This is a genomic window from Pedobacter aquatilis, assembly GCF_032678425.1.
In the GTDB taxonomy this organism is placed as follows: domain Bacteria; phylum Bacteroidota; class Bacteroidia; order Sphingobacteriales; family Sphingobacteriaceae; genus Pedobacter; species Pedobacter aquatilis_B.
Genome location: NZ_JAVTSG010000006.1, coordinates 353,799 through 374,273, shown reverse-complemented (window position 1 = coordinate 374,273; position 20,475 = coordinate 353,799). Strand labels below are relative to the sequence as shown.

Genomic DNA, 20,475 nt, shown 5'->3' with positions numbered 1-20,475 from the left:
ACACCTTTAAACTGGTTGAAACTACATTCGGTAAACATCCTGTGGTAAAGGCATTTTCAAAACCAAATGGTGGGAAAGCTTCGGCTTTGAACTTTGGTATTACCCAGGCTTCATCTGATTACCTAATCTGCATCGATGCCGATACCCAATTAAAAAAAGATGCCGTTCAGGAATTGATGCTTTACTTTAACGATGAAAATACTGCCGCTGTTGCCGGTACAGTAAAGGTTGGAAATGCCAAGAATTTGATAACCCAATGGCAATCCATTGAATATGTTACCTCACAAAATATGGACCGCAGGGCTTTCGACCTGCTCAATACCATTACCGTTGTGCCCGGGGCTATTGGTGCATTCCGAAAAAATGTGGTTTTAGAAGTTGGTGGCTTTACTACGGATACTTTGGCAGAAGACTGTGATTTAACCATGCGTATTCTGCGTGCTGGCTACAAAGTGAGAAACTGTTCGACTGCGATAGCCTATACAGAGGCGCCGGAAACTATAAATATGTTATTGAAACAACGGTTCAGATGGAGTTTTGGTGTAATGCAGAGTTTCTGGAAAAACAAAAAAACGCTGTTCAATAAAAAATATGGGTATTTCGGACTGGTAGGCATGCCGAATATTTTGTTTTATCAGATAATCCTTCCAATATTTTCTCCTTTGGCTGATTTTTTTATGCTCATATCGCTTATCAGCGGACTTTTTTCGCTGGCCACAATAAACAACCTTACCTTGTCAGGATTTTCTGGTCTATTGAGCCCGGAAAATGGCTTTGCGCAGGTTCTGTTTTATTACCTGCTATTTATCCTGGTCGACATTATCTTTGCTGCCATTGCTTTCAGGATGGAGGGCATGAGTTATAAAAAGCTAATTTACATTTTTCCACAGCGCTTTTTCTGGAGGCAACTAATGTATATAGTACTGTTCAGGGCATTAAGAAAAGCAATAAAAGGTGAACTCAGTCAATGGGGTACATTGAAGAGAACCGGGAATGTTACTGTTAAAGATTAAGAATGCTGCTACTAATTTTTAAGGTTAAAGGAATTACTTTTGCGGAGCTCAAATCCTGCTATGCTATAATGCTGAATTTTTGACAATAAACCCCATCGAGAAAATGCTTCTCCTAATGTATATCAAGATAAAGCTATAACAAGATAAGGCGTTAAAATTGCCCATTATATGAAATGTTTCAATGGAAGCATGCTATTTCGCAATATAAAGCTTCATTTATCGAAGGTACAGATGGTTTGTTTGTCCAAAATGTTCCTGAATGGCTTTATAAAGCATCTGACCCTATGTATGTCTTAAATGAAATAGAGTTTATTGCTCCATATTTAGAGAAGTATGACCTGATTCATAATTTCAAAGCCGCAATTGATGAGGACGAAGTGAAGATGGTAGATTAATCTATTGGAAGGGATATTTTCTTAAAAGAAAATGTCATAGAAAAACGTGAATAAAGAAACAAACAATTTCTTATATCCATCCAGATCGAATGAGATAGTGAGCGAATAATATTAAGTTATAAAATTTGTTTTAAAAATAAAGCCTCTGATTACTCAAAGGCTTCTTAAAACGAACCAAATATAGTTTAACTAAGTAGATGCAGTTAATTAACATTACAGTTTAAACTTTGTTTAGAATATTTAAAACTAAATACCTTGAACATCACTTCCAATACCAATTCTTTTGACTAATAAAGTAAATACACCTTTAGGCAGGCTAAAACCAGCGGTATGCGACCATTCCCCATCTTTTAGAGTCAGGATGCCTTTATAAATGCCGTCAACATAAATTCGAAACTGATTTGGATGTGTTTCTACACGGCTAACAACGATTGTGCGATTATTAAACACAACGATACGTGTGCCCGTTTTGGGGTTACTGAACATTTGAGCGATAAGTGGTTAGATATAATGGCGCTAATATAGTAGCAAAATGGTTGGAACTTGTCTGATATTCCTTACAGCTATAAGCCAGCGTATTTAAAGCAAAAAAGCCTTCACATCCATGAGGGCTTTTCCTTATAACCAAATAAACAAACCTATGTATGAAAATCATAGGTGATGATGGTATTACAACCGGGTGACTTCTCAATTGTTTTAAAATAAAAAAAAACCACCAAATTGCTTTGGTGGCTCATATTAATCTCTCCCGAACAAACGCTCAAATTTGTTCAAGAGTAGAACATCACTTTATGCGATAAGTTTTGACTATTTTTTTCGACTTTGATAGAACTGATTTTCGAAGTCAATTACATGTTGAGGCTTCTCATCCCGTTCCTTTCTTATTGTAGAATGGGATGGAGTATTTGCCAATGCCAGCATCTTTTTAGCATGAACAACGATTGGATCATCATCACCTGCATTCCTCAAATGCGCTTGAAGTTTAGCATCCCAATTCTCTACAGCTTCCGCAACACTATCGCCTTTAGCAGTAACTGAGTTATGCACATCCGCAGGCAGTAAGCATACGAACCCAGGCGATTCAATGTACACCTCCGCTCCAAGTTTTTCAGCAATTCTATCTAGTTCAACCTCATGTTTTTTTCTTCGTGGCATTAACTATCACCTTTATGACTCGAGATATATTCAGCAATTAATTTGCGAGAAGAGCTGCCACTTTTCTTTGCCATAGTTTTATAATCATCCGGGCTTACTCCAGCCTGCTCAGCTGCATAAGCTACTTCTGCCGGGTCGTTCAAATCTACTTTAGCATCGTCACGACCATCTTGTTTTAATTTGTTATCCATATATTTAAAGTTTAAGGTGTTGATAAAACATTGTCAACCCGAAAATAGTTTTGCCTTATCTTCGTACAACATTTACCACCATGCCAGAACTTCCAGATATAGCCGTTATGGCGAAGCATTTATCACATAAATTAGTCAATCACACGGTGCAAGAGGTTACACTTCATGTTGATAGAAAAGCTAACGCAACATCTAAGGAACTTAATGATACGCTGAGCAACCATAAAGTTAAATCAATTTACAGGGAAGGAAAGGAATTGCATTTGGAGATAGGCGATAGCATACTGGGTTTACATCTTATGCTACATGGCGAAATCAGATTAGTTGCAAAAGGGGAGGAAGTTAAATTTCCCATTATCCAATTAGACTTTCCAACATACACACTGTACTTAACCGATTGGCAAAAGGCAGCGACTCCAAAGTTAAACCCTGAGAAATCAAATGTTGTAGATGCGCTAGATGTCGAAGCTGATTGGTTTAAGACCGTACTTGCCAAAAAGAAAACCGATATCAAAACAGTTTTACTTAACCAGAAAATTATCAGGGGAATTGGTAATACTTACGCTGATGAAATATTCTATCATTCAGGTATCTCTCCATTATCAATAGCCAATGCAATACCAGCTGCAGCGGTTGAAAGGCTAGTCCGCTCAATACATCAGGTACTAATTAGCGAGATAGAAAACATTTCAACTAAAGACCCGGATCGGATTACCGGAGAAAATAAGAACTTCCTTAAAATTCACCTACCTAAAACCAAAAAAACGGCCAAGGGTGAAGAAATTTTGGTAGATAAAAAAGGTGCTCGCAAAAGCTACTATACATCCGGCCAAACGCTATATAAATAGCTTAACCCTTTGATAAATATGACCATTAATGAACTAGAAGAATGGTTTACAAATGCACCTAAACCAGATATGCCAGTGTATTTAAATGCCGCCACCAAAGTCAATGATTACGATCATTTCTTAAAATCGCACTTCGGTCCACTTAAAGCAAATCCCGTTAGCAAGGTAAATCAGCCATTATTGTGGCGCCTACAGCAAATGAAGTTAGTGATTGAGAGTAACTCATAGCCACAAGTGGTTTATTATTTGCAATTTCGGTAATCAATAAAATCAAGATGAAAAAGAATTGCCTGGGAATGTATTACATGCAAAGCTATTTTAAAGGATGGTATCTAAATTAGACCTCCTCCGAATATTCCAACACAACTTTATCTTTACCACAAACCAAGGTTACACTAAATGATTTGTTTTTGGCAACTTCCCTTTGGATATACTTGTCTATCTCCTCACTAACATAACTCAATGTTACGTCTTGGGGCAGTTCATAAACCAAATTTCTATTGGCATCAAATTTTGATGGCGTATCTGGAAATTTCATAAATTCTTCAAATGCATCAATAGCATTGGAATCCAATTTATCTTGCTCGCTTTCAAATTCACTCAAATCAAGCGCTTCACCAAACATTACAAAAGTTTCGAATTCTTTCAAATCAGCATGGGTTACTTTAACATTTGTAGTGTATGGGAAATCACCCTTGTCTTTTAGAATACGCTCTGTAGCTTTAACCAATTCTTTTAAATCAGACCCATCTTTGAAGATGTAGATCGCTTCGCCATTTTCTGAAAAATATTGTTTGACAAAAGCTTCGTCAAATTTTTTCTGAGCCGCATTAGTCTCAGCTTCTATATCATTAAGATTGTACATAAAGTTTATTAATTTATATCAAAATCGAAAGTGTAATCTTCATTCTCTTTGCTAAAGACCACACTTAATTTACTTTCAAAAGTTACATCATCATAAATAAGTTCACGAACTGTATTGCCAAGTTCTTCGATATCCGTATCCTCATAGGCTACAAATTCCAGAACATCATCATTAGTGAATTGATAGCTTAACAGCTTTTTACCATATCTGCTCATCAGCTGCTCAGCAAGTTCATGTTTTGCAGTTTCATCCCTAAAATGCATGGATATACCCTCCATATATTCTTGCAGTTCAATATCCTGTGAACTATAGCCATAAGGAGAATCTTCATCAACTATGAAGCTTCCTAAAAAGTTTCCATTGATCGATGTAAAGTAAAACTCGTTATCAACATTTATCAGAACATCAACCGTATCAGTTATACTTTTATGGTACATTTTAAATTCGTAGGTGAACATATCTCTTAAACCTTATATTTTTATTTTAGTTTTAAGTACATCGATTAGGGCTTATAATTTAGCAAATACTACGGATTATGCCTTCGTAATATTGGTTTAGATTTCTCCTGATAATATTCGATAACTTTTTTATTAAATGCTTCAATTTTATCAATCAACTTTTTTTCTCAACCTTATGATTTTCCTCCATTTTAGTTAGTTGACTAAATGCTGCTGAAATACCGGAACGAGGATCTCTGATGCTAACATCTTCAAGGAAATTAAGCATCTGTATTGACATGAAGTCTCTTTCATGGAACTCATCATAAAATTCATCGGGTGTCCACCATCTTAAACTTGGTCTATGAAAAATCCAACAATAACATTCCTTAGCATTTTGAGTTACCGAATGTATATTGGTAAATCTTGGGGGTTGGGGTGGTGTGAAATCGTAAGCCTTCATAACTTTATCGCATTATCGCACATAACCTGGCAAAGATTAAGTCATGAATCTTATGACCATTTAGACGGTGTAATTCTTCATTTCTTTTTTGTATGTAGCCGGCAAACTCACTGTTTATAGTTACCCTTTTTAAGCTATCATCACCCTTAACCACGGTTATGCCTATAGCATCCATCCCAATTTTTATATTCTGTGTATCTGTTGCTGCCTTACTAATCATAAGGCAAAGCTTACTAATAATATTAGTAAATGCAAATAATTTTAGTCACAATAGAAAAGGTGCAGGACTTTTAATCCCTGCACCTTTGAACCAACTATCATTTTGCGGTGATAGAAGACTTAAAGAACATATTCATTTTTGATTTGTTTAAATTTGCTAACTCTTAAATCATCTAACTCCATGTTATATACAGTATTTAACCTTAATGAAAGAAAACATAAAATACTTCAATTAATTGCTGACGGATTAAAGAGCGACGTGATTGCGGAAATAATGTCCTCGAGTCACCGGACGATTGAAGGGACAAGGAACATTTTGATAGATTCCTTCGGTGCGAAAAATACGGCACATTTAATTGCACTTGCTTTCAGATACGGCGTTTTAAAATAAAAAGCAGGTGCATCCTCATACACCTGCTTCTAAAACAATCAAATCAGGTAAGACTCTGATTCGCTGGCAAATTACGTAATTCAATAAAATCAAACAATATTCCAAAACGCATTGACGCAATTGTTCATGCTTTGTCATAGGTAGACTAAGCGTAATCTAAACTAGTCATCAGTTAATTCCAGATGGCCGCTGCGAAGATAGTGTTAATAAAATATTGAGATTGTAGCATTAATGTTGCATGGTGTTAATACGTAAAGCTTCATTTTAAAGCATTGATTATGAATTTCTAATCGGGTTATTTAAACAACGTGGGCACACATCCATGCGACCACGTAAAAGTTAAATCTACGGCTCTCAAACCGAAATAAATTCATTTGAATCTACATCCCCGAATATACGATTTGAAAAACATCTACACTCGACTATTCTATTCAGTTGTATTTTAACGTATTAATCTGCTTTCAAATCAGCTACACGAGATCGCTAGAATGGTTATAGGTCTGAAGTAGAAATTCACTCAAATAATTAGGGACTTTTTGTATCTTACTTCTGCTTGCTCAATTACTTGAAATGGTGGTCAACGTTCTCAAACCATCAGTCTTTGGCCAATGATTGCACGGGCAAATATTCAATTAGCTTTCGTCAGTTCCGAATTAAAATCCTTACTGGTAGATTGCTTTTGCAACTAAACTGCTGTTATATAATTATATTTTTTCAGTATTGTCCCAATTGGATAAACCAGAATGGGTTGACCCCATGTCAACAGAAATTGATTCTTTGTAAACCTATGACTGCTGTACATCAATAAATTGGCGAGAAGAGGTCAAATAGAATGGTTTGTCCAAGGCTGTTATAACTGAAATATTATTGGCGAGTTGGGATCACATGACGGCAGTTTATACACTGACAAACTTGTGTCTATACCATCCGATATGCGTGTTGGGATAAAATTATCAAGTGTTGGGATAATAGAGTTTTGGAAAAGAACCTTTATGTATAGCTTCAAAAATATTATAATTTATTGAAATGACGATTGTCAGAGTAATAAAAGCCATAAATATATGATAAATAAAGGTTTACTAATCATTCTTGTTTCCCTGCTTTTTACTTCAACCTTAGTAGCACAAGAGGCCCAGAACATAGCAGATCTTGATTTCCTATACAAAAAAATTCAAGAGCTTCATTCTTACAAAGATCAGCTCAAAGGCAACAAATCTTATAAAAAGCTCTATGAAGGATTACGTAAAAATTTGAAATCTTCCGATGAATTTGAAATATATCAGTCATTGCTAAGAATGATTTATCCTATCAGAGATAACCATCTGGGTTTGTGGCGAAAGCCTGATTCTTCTTTAAGGTTTAAATATTTGAAATTAGAAATAGATACTACTCAGATTGAATCGAGATATAACTGTTATCCAAAGGATAGTATAGAAGGAATATACGCCAGAGCTGATGGTGCTAGATATATATTGCATCGAGAAAGAGAAAATGTCTATTATCTCCAGAATTTCCGGACAGGGATAGTTGAGATAATTTTAAATGATGCCGGAAACAAAAGTTTCGATGCTATCAATTTCATGAGCCCACCTGTTCCATACGTTCTTTATAGAAATGTTAGACTAGTTAATGGCAAACTTGGTAACATGAATTTCCAAAAATTCCAGCCAGATAAGTATGCTCCAATAAAGTTTGGCAAGGAAAAGTTTGAGTATCGAGAACTTAAAAGCAAGGTTGGATATCTTAGATTGAGTAGTTTTAGTACGAGCAGTGATAATCACACTATGGCGAAATCATTTTTTGATATCATTAAAGCGAAGCTTATCCCTGAATGTTTGATTGTTGATTTAAGAAACAACTTGGGTGGGGGATATCGAACTTCAAAACAGTTTTTAACTTTCTTGAAAAAATATCGCGGCCAAATTTACCTTTTGCAAAACAACAATACAATGAGCAATGCTGAGCAGTTTATCCTCGATCTCAAAGGTAAAAGTGGCTTGCTGACCTTGGGTGAGGCTACCCGGGGAACTATAACCTATGGCAGCAACTATGGTAAAGCCATGATTTTGCCCAGTAAGCGTTTTATATTCTACCCGACAGATATGAGAGGACGCTCTAGGGATTTGGCTTATGAGAATATAGGAATAAAACCAAATATCCTTCTCGATCCTTTCGGGGATGACTGGATAACTCAGACGATAAAGCATATTGAAGATAAGATTAATACAATTTATATTAAGTGAAGTTTTTGTAATAAATGTTGATTTTGTTTAAGCGCACCGGAATTTGCCATTACTCAATTATCAAATCACGAACCATTTTCATTAAGATTCAATATTGCTTTTTGCAGAATATCATAAACTCATTTCTTTACTTGAATCAAAATTTTAGTTTATGATGATGAGTTGATACTTGGGTTGCATGTAAACGAAAAAATCACCTGCAATCTTATGTTCAATCACAACTTTAAATCGTCAAATCATTTGTCTTAATAAGTCAGTTTCGTAACCCAATCGGTTGGGCAGCCAAAGCCTGGATGAAACTTGATATGGATGGACCACGCGATAAATACATGAACCTTAATGTCAATCAGTACCATGATCCATCTTATGATTTCAATCCTCAGGAAGTGCTGGACAGGTTTCCTTACAAAGATCTGGCAGATGAAAAATTAAGGGACAAGCTGGAATCCAGCCTTAAAAATGGGGATAGGGCAACGGTTTCCATTGAGAAAGATCGAAGTGTGTTGTCGCTCAGGATATAGGCTGTTCCAAATTATAGCCAGCTTAATGTTATCAATATGGAAGGCACAAGTGAGAAGCGTGAACAATTTCTGAAAGAGCAGCCCATAGAAAAGGTGCTGGGTAAGGGCACTGGACTTTAAAATGTTTTCTTACATTTAGCGTTTATATTTATTTATAATCATCAAGTGTAGCCTGTTGCTGCACGATAAAAACAAGGAAAAATGGACAAATTTTCAAAATTAAAAGACCTGGTATCAGGCGTTGAGGCGGATGCAGCTAAATTCTATGATGCTAATAATGGTGCAGCCGGAACCAGGGTACGTAAAGCAATGCAGGAATTAAAAGTTTTGGCGCAGGAAATCCGCACAGAGGTTACGGAAAAGAAAAACAGCGATAAATAAAGAAAACAAAACTGTTTTGGGAAATTATATTGTCCTGGCAAATTTTTGCCAGGACATTTTTTTAAGAGTTTAGAAAAATATTCTCCTTAAGCATATATGCTCAAATGGCCACTGCCTCGTTGTCTATAAAATAAAAGCTTCTATAAATTCCCAGGAGCTACTTTAAAGTTAAAATTTTAGATTGCTTGCATTCCTATCCATACTCCTGCGAACTTTCGTAAAAGGATGAAGCATCTTCTTCATAATGTAATCTATTTCGCCAGTCCTGGTCCTTGAAAAAAAGATAAGGCGCTGTTCATAACAACGCCTTGTTAAATAAAGTTCAGACTGTTAACTAATCCAGTATCGAAATCAATGCCTTTGCCGCGGGACCAGCAGACAAAGGATTTTGGCCAGTCACCAGTAATCCATCCGTTTCCACATGCGGTAGGAACGGGACCAATGCGGTTTTAACCACTGCACCCAATTTTCCCAATGTTTCCTCTAAAAGGTATGGGACATTGCCGGCTCTCCCCACCAACCGCTCTTCAGTGTCGCTAAAAGCTGCAATCCTTTTTCCGTTCAAAAAGCCGGGCCGCTGGCCTTCTACGCTAATTAGCGCAGCAGGCCCATGGCATACTAACGCAACTGGTTTTCCCGCATCAAGAAAATTGAGGATTAAAATCCCGCTATTATTATCCCTCGCCAGGTCCCAGATTGGTCCATGCCCGCCCGGATAAAAAACCGCATCATAGCTCGAAGCATCAAGCTGGTTTAGTGGAACAGTATGAGAAAAGGCATGTTTCGCTATCTCGTCATCAGAAAACCTTCGGTTGGCCCCGGTAATATGTTCGGTAAGCTCACTCATTGGATCGACCGGTGGCCTGCCCCCTTTCGGGCTGCTCAGCGAAACCGAATAGCCGGCGTCAATAAATTCATAGTATGGTTCGGTAAATTCACCCAGCCATACACCGGTCTTACTGTCCGTATTTTCCATCTCACTGTGAGAAGAAAGCACCATTAATATTTTTTTCATCCTTTCAGTTTTTTTCATTATCAATCTCACCAATCATCAAACTGTTAAACAATTTGTTTAACGTTAAGTGACAATTAGTTCTTTTTAATCATATCATATTTTACGAAGAACACATCATCTCCCAAATAGTTCACTCAATTTCGAAATCAATCAATATTCAGCAAGGGAATAAAAAACATGGCCTATGAAAAAAACATAGCCGTATTTCTACTGTTGATAACTCTTAAATTATTTGCTAATATTTTTAGTATTTTTGTTGAAATATTTCTGTTTTATGATTAGACAACTTGAACTGCCAAAGAATGATTTATTGGAATCCCTGGATAACCCGGGCCGGGTATCGGGATTTATTTCACCCGCCGAAGATTACAAGCAGCGTAGGCTGCATATCGCACAAAAAATTGTAAACGATCCGACTAACACATTTTATTTCGAATCCGACGATGACCAGATGCGCTATTTTGGAATCATGAAAGGCAGTATCATTATAGTTGATAAATCCATACCGGTAACTTCAGGAATGTTAATCGTTTGTTGTGTCGACGGGGAGTGGCTCACCAGAAAACTTTGTATAAAAGCGGAGCAGATTTTTCTCTGCATCAATGACGGTATGGAAGCTTGTCTGAATATTACCGGAAAAAACCTGGATGTCTTTGGCGCAGTGAGCTGGACCTGTTTACCCCATTCAAAGCAAAGCAATGTTCGCGCTGGCAGACTGCAATAACTTTTACGCAAGTTGTCACCGCCTGTTTGAACCGCAGTACAAAGGCCTGCCTGTTGTGGTGCTGAGTAATAATGATGGCTGCGTAATTGCCAGAAGCAACGAAGCAAAGGCGCTGGGCATCCCTATGGGTGCCCCTTATTATAAAATAAAGGATGAAATCATTAAACACCAGGTCGCCGTCTTCAGTTCCCACTATACCCTTTATGGCGATATCAGCGCCAGGGTTATGACAAACCTCGCCCGCTTTACCCCGAATGTGGAAGTTTACAGTATTGACGAGTGTTTTCTGGGACTTGCTGGTTTTACGGACCTTAAATCTTATGGAAAACATATCCGTGATACTGTTATTACCAATACAGGTATCCCCATCAGTGTGGGCATTGCGCCGACAAAAGTGCTGGCCAAAGTGGCTAATAAAACTTCGAAAAAACATGACGGCGTGATGGTTTTGGAAACGGACGAAGAGATCGCCGCGGCACTGGAATATTATCCAGTTGAAGACCTCTGGGGTGTCGGGAGGCAGTTCAGTCATAAACTTATCAAAGGCGGAATTGAAACAGCAGCCCAGTTCAGGCAATTGCCTATAGATTGGGTGCAGGCCCATATGACTATCGTAGGCGTTAGGCTTTGGAGGGAACTCTGGGGCGAGAGCTGTATGCCCCTGAAAACTTCGCTTGATCCCAAAAAAGGGATGTGTACTTCCAGGGCTTTCGGAAAGCTCACCACTGATTATAATGAACTTAAAGAAGCCACATCAGCATACGCTGCAAGGCTGGGGACCAAGCTCCGCAGGGAAGGTCTTTGCACAACGGTGCTTTCTGTCAGGCTTTTGACCAATAAATTTGTTTCTGAAGCCGCCCAGGTATATCCTTCCATTACCATACCACTTGAACACCCGGTTAATAATACCATTGATTTGGTAAAGGCTGCCTTATTCGGTCTCAAAAAGGTTTACCTGCGCGGGTATTTGTTTCAAAAGGTAGAGGTTACCGCTACTGGCCTGATTCCTGAAAAAGAGGTGCAGCTCAATATATTCAGCGAATTTAAAGGGGCAAAATATGACCGGGTGTCCAAAGTCCTGGACAATATTAACATGCACTATGGAGCCGGAACAGTTAAAATGGCAGGAGAGGGGCTTACCCAAAGATGGACCATGAAACGCCAGTTCCTGCGTCCAAGCTATACAACCCAGTGGAAAGACATTATAAAAGTTAAATAAAATGAGAGAACTCTTGGAGTGGATAAAAAAATACCTGCTTAAAGAAGCAGATACCTTGAATCACATCAACGACCAGCCAAAACCTCAGGTAAAAAGGATTAGAAAAACTTAATCCTTTACAGTATGTTATCTATCCTAAAGTTTGTATGTGTGCCAGATATACCTTAACAGCTGAAGAAAAAGAAATTTTAAAATCACACCCCCATCAAATACAGGGAGAGTGGAATCCGAATTTTAATCTTGCCATTACCCAAAAAGGGCTTGTGATAACTGCCGATGAACCGGACTTGATACAGCAGATGGGTTTTGGCATTGTGCCCCACTTCGCGGATAGCCTAAGACTTACCCGCGATACCTGGAACATCAAAAGCGAAACCGCATTGGATAGTGCATTATGGAGGCCGCTGCTAAAATTTCACAAGACCTGCCTGGTAATTGCTGACGGTTTTTATGAGTGGAAAGAGCTAAGCAAAGGTGACAAGCAGCCCTATCGCTTTACTGTTAAAAACAGGAAATTGTTTTGCTTCGCAGGTCTTTGGTCGCAGTGGGAAGACCCTGAAACAAAAGAAAAATTCCGTACATATGGCATACTCACCACAGAAGCCAATCCCCTGGTTGCTGAAATCCATACGAAGAAAAGAATGCCTGTGATACTCTCAAAAGAGGAAGAAGAAATTTGGTTGAGTAAATCTTTATCGCTTGATGCTAAAATGACAGTGCTCGATCCCTTTCCGGCGGAACTGATGAAACGTACAAAAGTGGGTAAACGGGTGAATGCAGTATCCACTCTAAAGAAACCCAATAATGACCCAGATTTATTGCTGCCGCTGAATAGTGATGAGGATATTTGAAAAAAATATCAAAATAGTCATTTTTTACAATAAGGGTCAGTTGCACTCCGGCATGCTAATTAAATAATGGTTTAAATTCATTCCCGAGCCAGACGTGCCCATTTGCTCCTTCTTAGTCATTAGTTCATGAAGTTAAACTTCTAGGAAAAATTCTCATCCAGCCTTATCATCGGCACTCCGGGTTTTCACGTACTCATCCCAGCTCTCCAGACCGATTAATTGGCAAAGACTGTTTAATACAAATGGTTTTGGAAAGCTTGACGGGTTATTAAAGGTAAAAAACTGAAGCAATGTCCTTTCGGAGAGATAGTTTTTTGTGGATTCAAAAATTGTTTCGCTAAGCCTCTTGCAGCCGTTTTCTTCAAGGAATGAAATTCCAAATTGCTCAATGACCTGCGAGCGCAGTAATTGAATTAGTTTATGATTATCCATATCATTTGAGAGGAATGTAACAGATTAATTAAAACAATTAGCACCTATTAAAGCCGATAATTTACTGGAAACCATTTGGTTTTCAAATAAGGATGGCTATCTTATCTATGCTTGAGCCAATATCGTGATTTTTCTCCTATTGCTAAAAGATATAAAAAAAATAATGCAAATTAGTATCAGCAAAAAGATAGGTTGAAATGGAATTGAAAGGAAAGAAAATATTGGTGGTTGATGATGACCGACTATTTTTATCACAGATGGAACACCAGCTTACAGAGGAAAAATTCCATGTAAAATGCATAGAGAAACTAGGGGATATTGATACATCTATAGAAAGTTTCAGGCCGGACCTGATTATTCTGGATATTCTTCTGGACGATGGGGATGGGCGCCTGGTCTGCAATGATCTCAAAAACCATTCGGCAACAAGTCACATTCCAATTGTGGTCATTACAGGACTCAGTTTCGAAAAAATTTCGGAAATTGAATGCGAAGCAGATGCAACGCTCGGCAAACCGTTTTCAATGGATAATTTGTTGATTAATATCACTCAGTTGCTGAGATAAGATCGGGAATTTTTATAGATTGAACTGATTTAAATCCAAAACATTTATTTAATAAATAAATGTTTTGGATGCAATGAAATCTTATCGCTAATTTGGTGGTATGCTTTTTGATTTTAGCCTTTACAGCTGTCTGCTTTTAATCTTCTTTTTCCACATTACAGTCTATAGTTTTCTTTTTTTCAAAAGGGGATTAAAGCAGGAAAACTATTCAGATAAACTGATGGGCTGGTTTCTGGTTGTTGCTGCAATGTTAGTCATACCCTTCATGCTTGGTTTTGCAGGCTGGTATGATAATCAGCCTTATCGGGACATTCTCTTTTTTGTTCCATTCGTTCATAGCCTTTTTATTGGGCCATTATTATACTTCTACACGCAATCTATTTTCAATTACAGCTTTCGGATTAAGGGATGGGCATATTTACATCTACTACCCGGGTCGCTTTACCTTTTAGCTAACATTGCAGTTAGTTCAGCTGATGTTTTCATTTATAAGGCATATAACCTAACCAATGAATATAATGACCCGGATTTTTCAGACTGGTATACCATATTATCCATGTTAAGCGTATTGGCCTACCTCTTTCTATCTATCCGATATTACAATAGTTATAAAAAATATACAGCAATTGCGACTTCATTTGCCGATGGGGCGAGTTTAAAATGGCTTAGGAATTTTCTTTATGCTTTTTCTCTTCTTAGTATCATGCCAATTATCCGCACAATACTTTCAAACTTCAGTTTTTTTGAACGGATGCGCTATTTCGGTCCATGGTATTATTACCTTGGTTTTGCTATCGTAGTGTATTACATAGCAATTAGTGCCTACCATGCAGTTTATCTTCCCCTTTACAAGCTCGAATTTAATCCTGGTTTATTGCTGGGTTTTGGGGAGCCAGGTCCAACTGTAAAGATTGAAAATAAAGATCAGGGCATCGAAATTAGAAAACCTGCATTGACCGAGGAGAAAATGATCACCCTGAAAAATGACTTACTTGAATTGATGGAAGCCGAGTTCCTGTTTGAAAGGGCAGATCTGACTTTAAGTGAGGTTGCAAAGAAACTCGGTACAAATTCGGTTCTGCTGAGCAGGGTGGTGAACCAGCAGTTTAAACTCAATTTCAACGACTATATTAATCAGTATAGGGTAAATGCCGTAATTAAACGCATCACTATGCCGGAGTTTAAAAACCAGACATTGCTCGCCATAGCTTTTGACTCAGGCTTTAACTCTAAGGCAACCTTTAACCGGAGCTTCAAAAAATTCACAGGTAAGAATCCTAAAGAGTTTTTGAACCTTGATTAGGTATCAGATCATAATATGAGCCTATAAAACATCGCTTCAAATAATAATCTGAAGCGATGACGTGCATCTTTATCTTCAATTTTGAGGAAAAAAAACATTATGAAACGCCAAATCATTATTTTATCCTGCCTGTTATTTTCTTTAAACAGTCTTTTAGCGCAACAACAGGATAGTATTAAAAAACCAGATACTTTAAAAACATATAGATTGAATGAAGTAACGGTGAAAACCGCAAGATCCCCACTTCAGGTAAAAACGGATAAAATAATTCTTCAGGTAGAGTCAATGCCAACAGCTACAGGTCTTAATGCTTTCGATTTGCTTCGACAAGTACCCGGTGTAACTATTGATGGGTTGGATAATATAAAGATAAGTGGCAAAAACGGTGTTCAGGTATTGCTGGATGGAAAAATTCAGATTCTGAATGCGCAGCAGCTCAGTTCGCTTTTAAAAGGGACGATGGGCGATAACCTGAAATCGATTGAGGTAATGTCTAATCCTTCCTCAAAGTATGATGCCGCAGGTAATGCAGGCATTATCAACCTCGTCTTTAAAACATCTGGAAATTACGGTATTAGCGGAAATTTACTCGCGGGTTATCAGAAAATGCAACATTACAAACAAAATAATGCATTAAACCTAAATTACAGAGGGAAGAAACTTACATCATTTGTGAATGGGAGTTTAGATAACAGCTTACAACTTACGGAGGTGAGCAATAAGAGGATTTTAAGCAGCCAGGTTTTAGCGCAAAACGGAACCGAGAGACAGGGTTACAGTAATTCAACGATCCGTAGTGGAATAGATTATACATTAAATGATAGGCACAAACTTGCAGCAGTAGTAAACTTTCAGCGTACATGGGATGATTTCCCATCTGATGCCAGTACGATATCCTCAGGAAATATCAATGATTTACTCTTGACCAGTACGCTTGCAAACCTGACTGAAAACCGTTTATCAACTAACTTAAACTACGGATATTCAGGCACAAAGGATGGGAAATTTACTCTTGAGGCTGACTGGATGCAATATAATTCAACCTTAAGTAATCTTGTGGACAACAAATTTACAAACGTTAATCAGGAACTGTATTTCAAGAATAACACAAAAAGTGAAATCAACTTGTTTTCGGTAAAGGCCGATTACATTTTTAAGCTAGGCAAAACAAATCTTGAATCAGGAGTAAAGTTTTCTTCCAGCACAACAAGCAATGCTTTAATGGCAGAACAAATGGGAAGTAACATTATCAGCATAATGCAATTCAACAATTTTGATTATATCGAAAAAATATCTGCCGCCTATGTTAATGCTCAGCACACGTATGGTAAAATTGAACTTCAAATGGGTTTACGTGCCGAGCACACAAATATGAGGGGACTGTCGACAAATGAGCAGGGTTCAATCACAGCTTTACCAGATACTTCCTACCTGAACTTATTTCCAGCTTTATTCTTACGCTACCGGATTAATGAAAATAACAGTTTAGGTTTTGCGTACGGGCGCCGGGTAAGCCGGCCATCCTTTCAGGACCAAAATCCATACCTTTACCGCACAGATGCCTATTATGCTTCAAGAGGTAATCCATTGCTACTACCGCAGTTTACACAAAATCTGGAGCTTGATTATTCTTTTGGCGGAGGAAAACAGATTAAAATAAATTATAATACAACAAAAGATCTGATTGAAACCATCAGAAGCCAAACCGGAGATCAAACGCTGGAGATTCCGGTTAATGCCGGAAAAAGGAGTTTTCTAAATGTCAGTTTAAGCACCCCTTTTAAATTTTCTAAATGGTGGAATGGCTACTTTTCTGCCGAACCCTATTATCAGTTTTACAAAGCAGACCTCCGGGCTTACAATGGCTTGGATAGAATAAACCAGGGTGGTGCAGGTTTCAACGGTTACTTAAGTAATAACCTCGAACTTGGAAATAAATGGAAGGCAGCATTAAGCAGCTGGTTTAATTATGCGAGCCGTTCATCGATATACAGTACAAAGCCGATTTACAGCGTCGACTTTTCTTTGAAGAAGTCTGTATTAAGTGACAAGCTAACGCTTACTATGGTAGTGAGAGATATTTTTAATACCCAGAAATGGGAACAGGCAACGGTACTGGGTAATGTAAACCAAACCAGTCTTAGAAAGTGGGAAAGCAGAGGGATATATGTTGGCATAAATTACAGTTTCGGGAATAGAAAAGTCAGATCTCCGGGAACTGATAAAGGAAAAACAGAGGAGCAGGAGCGCATCAAATCAAGATCGTAAAAGTTATAACACTGACAAAACCTACCTTGAGTGAATAAAAATTGAATAGCTAATTTTCGTTTATATGTGCTAAGTTCTTATTGGTATAATAAACAATTGGTTTGGTATAAATAAATACAATTTTTAATTAGGATACGGATATATTTGAGCTGATAACGGTAACTTTTTTCGTTTAAAAAAAAGTTAAAACACGAAATCAGAATTAATTTTGGAATAAGGAATGATTAATAAAGCCATTTATGATGAACTTTGCGAAACCACCAGTAAAAAAACAACACGGCTTTACAGCACCAGTTTTTCTCTGGGCATTAGATTCATTCATAAATCACTAAGGCAACCGATTTACAATATCTATGGATTTGTCAGGCTGGCCGACGAAATTGTGGATAGTTTTGGCGGTTTTGACCAATCCGTGTTATTGTCTGAACTAAAGAATGATTGTTTTAAGGCGATTGAGCGAAAGATCAGTTCTAATCCTCTTTTGAATGCTTTTCAAAGTACGGTTAACAAATATGATATCGATCATGAATTAATCGACTGTTTTCTCAAAAGTATGGAAATGGACCTTGCGCCAGTCAACTTCAATGCAAGGGAGTATGATCAATACGTTCTTGGGTCAGCAGAGGTTGTGGGTCTGATGTGCCTGCGGGTTTTTACAAACGGAGATGCAATAATTTACGGGCAACTAAAGCCATTCGCGATGCAGCTTGGTTCAGCTTTCCAAAAGATAAATTTCATGCGGGACTTAAACGCAGATTACCTGCAATTGAGCAGGTCTTATTTCCCCGCAGTAAATCTGGCAAAATTCAGTCAAGCAGACAAGTTAAATATCGAAAAGGAAATTGAAACTGAATTCGATGCCGCTTTGCAAGGGATTAAAGCATTGCCTCAGACTTCAGGAGTGGGCGTGTACCTGGCCTATACATATTACCGCAAATTATTCCAGATGATAAAAAAGCAAAATCCGGATCAGCTTTTAGCAAGAAGAATCAGGGTTTCTAACTGGAAAAAAATAATACTGATGATCGAAGCACGTATCCGCTATTCAATCAGGCTCTTTTGAAAAAAATATTATCGAATCTTGCCGGTTTTGTATTTCTTTATCTGCTCAGCAAATCTTTTTTAACGATATCAAAAAAGAATTCCCTGTAAGAATTTCCAATCGGAATTTCATGTTGTTCCATGTAAACCGTATTGTTGTCAAAATAATCAATATTTCCTTTGTTGATCAGGTAAGATTTGCTAACTCTGATAAAAATATCTTTCGGCAATTGGCCTTGTATGGTTTTGATATTCATTGCCGTAATAATTTTTTGTGATTTCGTATGTAAAATGACGTAATCCTTCAACCCTTCAATGAAAAGAACATCTGCAAAGGAAACCTTCATCACCTTTTTCTCAGATCTGATGAAACAATATTCCTGGTTGATCTGATCGACCTGGGATGCATCACTCCTTAAAAGGTTTTGATAGGAGATGGACTTTTCCACCGCTTTCTTAAATCTTTCAGGTTTAATGGGCTTGAGCAAATAATCTACCGCATCAAGCTCATAACTTTCCAGCGCATATTGACTAAAGGCCGTAGTAAAAATAATCTGGGTTTCGCCGCTAATCGACTTGGCAAAGGAGAGCCCATCTGCTCCGGGCATCTGGATGTCTAAAAAGATTAAATCAATTTTATTAGCCTTCAGATAGTTTCCTGCAGCTTCGGCATGGGAAAATTCAGCTTCAAACCGGAGTGAGGGGATATCAGCAATCAGCTGCTTCATCGCTTCCCTCGCAAGGGGTTCATCATCAACAACTATACAGGTCATAATTTAATCGCTAGTTTAACAGTATACACCTCTCTGGTTTCAGCAATTTCAAGCTGATGATGTGCACCAAAAATAAGTTCTAGCCGACGCCTGACATTTACCAGTCCCAGACCACCAGCATGATTGTTATGTGTCAAATTCAGAGGTTTGGAATTTACGCATCTGAAATTTATCCAGCCATCCCTATATTCAAAATAAACTTGTACATAAGAAGCCTTATCGGCGTCCTGACTATGTTTGATGGCATTTTCTACAAATGTAATAAACAAAAATGGCGGAACCTGGACACCACTTAGGTTTCCTTCTTTTGAAATGATAAAATCAAAATGATCCCTGCGGATCATTTCCAGGTTTAAACAGTCATTTAAAAATCTGATGTCTGAGGTCAGCAATACCTCTGGTCTCGCACTGTCATACAACTGGTATCGTAGTAAATCGCTCAAACTCATCAGCACCTGGGATGCTTTATGAGGGTCTTTTCCAATGAGCACATTTGCATTATTGAGCATATTGAACAAGAAATGTGGATTGACCTGGTTTTTAAGCTGTTCGAGTTCTGATCGGATATTTATCTGGGTGAGTTCTGTGATTTCCCTGGTGTCTTCAATCCACCGCTGGAAAAATTTTATTGCTGATGATGCTGCTACAAAAACAAGCGCAAACGCAAAATACATCGTTGGCTTTGGGTCGAACAGCCGTTTCGGCGCATACCTGTGTTCAATATCACGCAGCAGGAAACTCATCAAGCCCATGAGCAAACTGAAAAACAGCAGCATAGCGAAAAGCCGGATCAGGTAAGCTACAAATTTTTTATTGAATAAGTATACCGGTACGAGCCAATACATGTTCACATAAGCCTGAATAAATAAGCTAAATGAGATCCCGATTTTAAAGTAGGTAGCATAGGGCTCAATCGCATTCGGACTTTCATAGCTAATGATAAAAATTAGCCAGTACAAAATCCATACACCGATGTGCCTGTAATAGCTATACTTACTGTGCGTAAATAAATCCAATCGGGAGGAAATCTGGTCTAAATGTTCCTGGTTGCTGATAAACATATTCTTTATTACTTTGGTAAATGTATTATTTATCTGAATATGATTTTCCATTATTATATCAACGCTGCTGCCCGTTATACCAAATTGCGATTTCCAGTGT

At 37.9% G+C, this 20,475-nt stretch carries 24 protein-coding genes; 15 read left to right on the top strand and 9 right to left on the bottom strand.

The features are described 5' to 3' along the window. The coding region (locus tag R2Q16_RS18375; protein WP_316739247.1) for a glycosyltransferase family 2 protein at positions 1 to 1,013 on the top strand (1,013 nt) is incomplete at its 5' end. Positions 1,014 to 1,186: 173 nt separating this feature from the next. Continuing rightward, positions 1,187 to 1,408 carry a hypothetical protein gene (locus R2Q16_RS18370; protein ID WP_316739245.1) on the top strand — a complete coding sequence of 74 codons (222 nt, stop codon included), beginning with the start codon at positions 1,187 to 1,189 and terminating at the stop codon, positions 1,406 to 1,408. Between the two features lie 246 nt (positions 1,409 to 1,654). Here the strand turns inward: R2Q16_RS18370 and R2Q16_RS18365 are convergent, their stop codons facing one another. The 3 genes from R2Q16_RS18365 to R2Q16_RS18355 all read right to left on the bottom strand — a co-directional run bounded on the left by R2Q16_RS18365 (position 1,655) and on the right by R2Q16_RS18355 (position 2,754). Further along, positions 1,655 to 1,894, bottom strand: a complete 240-nt coding sequence (locus tag R2Q16_RS18365; RefSeq protein WP_316739244.1) for a hypothetical protein — start codon at positions 1,892 to 1,894, stop codon at positions 1,655 to 1,657. A 321-nt stretch (positions 1,895 to 2,215) separates the two neighbouring features. After that, positions 2,216 to 2,563, bottom strand: coding sequence for a hypothetical protein (locus tag R2Q16_RS18360; protein WP_316739243.1), 348 nt, complete (start codon positions 2,561 to 2,563; stop codon positions 2,216 to 2,218). Further along, entirely contained in the window at positions 2,563 to 2,754 is a 192-nt protein-coding gene (locus R2Q16_RS18355) for a DUF3606 domain-containing protein (protein WP_316739241.1), read from the bottom strand. Before R2Q16_RS18355 ends, R2Q16_RS18360 begins: the two co-directional genes overlap by 1 nt. Before the next feature lie 80 nt (positions 2,755 to 2,834). On the opposite strand from R2Q16_RS18355, the gene R2Q16_RS18350 reads away from it, so the two are divergent. Beyond that, a complete protein-coding gene (locus R2Q16_RS18350; RefSeq protein WP_316739240.1) occupies positions 2,835 to 3,602 on the top strand; it encodes a DNA-formamidopyrimidine glycosylase family protein in 768 nt (255 codons plus the stop codon). Between the two features lie 18 nt (positions 3,603 to 3,620). After that, positions 3,621 to 3,830: a DUF6965 family protein gene (locus tag R2Q16_RS18345; protein ID WP_316739238.1), complete on the top strand. Its 210-nt coding sequence runs from the start codon at positions 3,621 to 3,623 to the stop codon at positions 3,828 to 3,830. 109 nt (positions 3,831 to 3,939) lie between these two features. Here the strand turns inward: R2Q16_RS18345 and R2Q16_RS18340 are convergent, their stop codons facing one another. Next, a complete protein-coding gene (locus tag R2Q16_RS18340) occupies positions 3,940 to 4,467 on the bottom strand; it encodes a hypothetical protein (protein WP_316739236.1) in 528 nt (175 codons plus the stop codon). An 8-nt stretch (positions 4,468 to 4,475) separates the two neighbouring features. After that, a complete protein-coding gene (locus tag R2Q16_RS18335) occupies positions 4,476 to 4,925 on the bottom strand; it encodes a hypothetical protein (RefSeq protein WP_316739234.1) in 450 nt (149 codons plus the stop codon). A gap of 842 nt (positions 4,926 to 5,767) precedes the next feature. Here R2Q16_RS18335 and R2Q16_RS20410 point away from each other — a divergent pair. The 4 genes from R2Q16_RS20410 (at position 5,768) to R2Q16_RS18320 (ending at position 9,122) form a co-directional block, all read left to right on the top strand. Further along, the gene (locus R2Q16_RS20410; protein ID WP_410478171.1) at positions 5,768 to 5,977 is read left to right on the top strand and encodes a LuxR C-terminal-related transcriptional regulator; all 210 of its coding nucleotides are present in this window, start codon (positions 5,768 to 5,770) and stop codon (positions 5,975 to 5,977) included. Between the two features lie 1,061 nt (positions 5,978 to 7,038). Beyond that, on the top strand, positions 7,039 to 8,220 hold the full coding sequence (locus R2Q16_RS18330; RefSeq protein WP_316739233.1) for a hypothetical protein: 1,182 nt from the start codon (positions 7,039 to 7,041) through the stop codon (positions 8,218 to 8,220). Positions 8,221 to 8,513: 293 nt separating this feature from the next. Beyond that, positions 8,514 to 8,741, top strand: a complete 228-nt coding sequence (locus R2Q16_RS18325; protein WP_316739231.1) for a hypothetical protein — start codon at positions 8,514 to 8,516, stop codon at positions 8,739 to 8,741. Between the two features lie 201 nt (positions 8,742 to 8,942). Next, positions 8,943 to 9,122, top strand: coding sequence for a histone H1 (locus R2Q16_RS18320; protein ID WP_316739229.1), 180 nt, complete (start codon positions 8,943 to 8,945; stop codon positions 9,120 to 9,122). Positions 9,123 to 9,456: 334 nt separating this feature from the next. Here R2Q16_RS18320 and R2Q16_RS18315 read toward each other — a convergent pair whose 3' ends face one another. Then, positions 9,457 to 10,137, bottom strand: a complete 681-nt coding sequence (locus R2Q16_RS18315) for a type 1 glutamine amidotransferase domain-containing protein (RefSeq protein ID WP_316739227.1) — start codon at positions 10,135 to 10,137, stop codon at positions 9,457 to 9,459. Between the two features lie 274 nt (positions 10,138 to 10,411). Between R2Q16_RS18315 and R2Q16_RS18310 the strand changes: the two genes are divergently transcribed. From R2Q16_RS18310 to R2Q16_RS18300, 3 genes are all read left to right on the top strand, one after another. Next, positions 10,412 to 10,861 (top strand): S24 family peptidase, encoded by a 450-nt coding sequence (locus R2Q16_RS18310; protein ID WP_316739226.1) that lies wholly within the window; start codon positions 10,412 to 10,414, stop codon positions 10,859 to 10,861. Next, positions 10,836 to 12,080: a Y-family DNA polymerase gene (locus R2Q16_RS18305; protein ID WP_316739225.1), complete on the top strand. Its 1,245-nt coding sequence runs from the start codon at positions 10,836 to 10,838 to the stop codon at positions 12,078 to 12,080. Before R2Q16_RS18310 ends, R2Q16_RS18305 begins: the two co-directional genes overlap by 26 nt. Before the next feature lie 146 nt (positions 12,081 to 12,226). Continuing rightward, positions 12,227 to 12,931 (top strand): SOS response-associated peptidase, encoded by a 705-nt coding sequence (locus tag R2Q16_RS18300; RefSeq protein ID WP_316739222.1) that lies wholly within the window; start codon positions 12,227 to 12,229, stop codon positions 12,929 to 12,931. A 153-nt stretch (positions 12,932 to 13,084) separates the two neighbouring features. On the opposite strand, the gene R2Q16_RS18295 is transcribed toward R2Q16_RS18300, so the two are convergent. After that, positions 13,085 to 13,363, bottom strand: a complete 279-nt coding sequence (locus R2Q16_RS18295) for a hypothetical protein (RefSeq protein WP_316739220.1) — start codon at positions 13,361 to 13,363, stop codon at positions 13,085 to 13,087. A gap of 197 nt (positions 13,364 to 13,560) precedes the next feature. Here R2Q16_RS18295 and R2Q16_RS18290 point away from each other — a divergent pair, with 197 nt between their 5' ends. The 4 genes from R2Q16_RS18290 (at position 13,561) to R2Q16_RS18275 (ending at position 18,563) form a co-directional block, all read left to right on the top strand. Further along, entirely contained in the window at positions 13,561 to 13,929 is a 369-nt protein-coding gene (locus R2Q16_RS18290) for a response regulator (protein WP_316739218.1), read from the top strand. A 100-nt stretch (positions 13,930 to 14,029) separates the two neighbouring features. Continuing rightward, positions 14,030 to 15,232, top strand: coding sequence for a helix-turn-helix domain-containing protein (locus tag R2Q16_RS18285; RefSeq protein ID WP_316739216.1), 1,203 nt, complete (start codon positions 14,030 to 14,032; stop codon positions 15,230 to 15,232). A gap of 99 nt (positions 15,233 to 15,331) precedes the next feature. Continuing rightward, complete coding sequence (locus R2Q16_RS18280; protein WP_316739213.1) at positions 15,332 to 17,500, top strand: outer membrane beta-barrel protein; 2,169 nt, start codon at positions 15,332 to 15,334, stop codon at positions 17,498 to 17,500. Positions 17,501 to 17,720: 220 nt separating this feature from the next. Then, a complete protein-coding gene (locus R2Q16_RS18275) occupies positions 17,721 to 18,563 on the top strand; it encodes a phytoene/squalene synthase family protein (protein ID WP_316739211.1) in 843 nt (280 codons plus the stop codon). Positions 18,564 to 18,600: 37 nt separating this feature from the next. On the opposite strand, the gene R2Q16_RS18270 is transcribed toward R2Q16_RS18275, so the two are convergent. Together R2Q16_RS18270 and R2Q16_RS18265 are read right to left on the bottom strand one after the other, a co-directional pair. After that, entirely contained in the window at positions 18,601 to 19,314 is a 714-nt protein-coding gene (locus R2Q16_RS18270) for a LytTR family DNA-binding domain-containing protein (protein ID WP_316739209.1), read from the bottom strand. Further along, entirely contained in the window at positions 19,311 to 20,426 is a 1,116-nt protein-coding gene (locus R2Q16_RS18265; protein WP_316739206.1) for a sensor histidine kinase, read from the bottom strand. The genes R2Q16_RS18270 and R2Q16_RS18265 overlap by 4 nt, the downstream gene beginning before the upstream one ends. Positions 20,427 to 20,475: the final 49 nt, after the last annotated feature.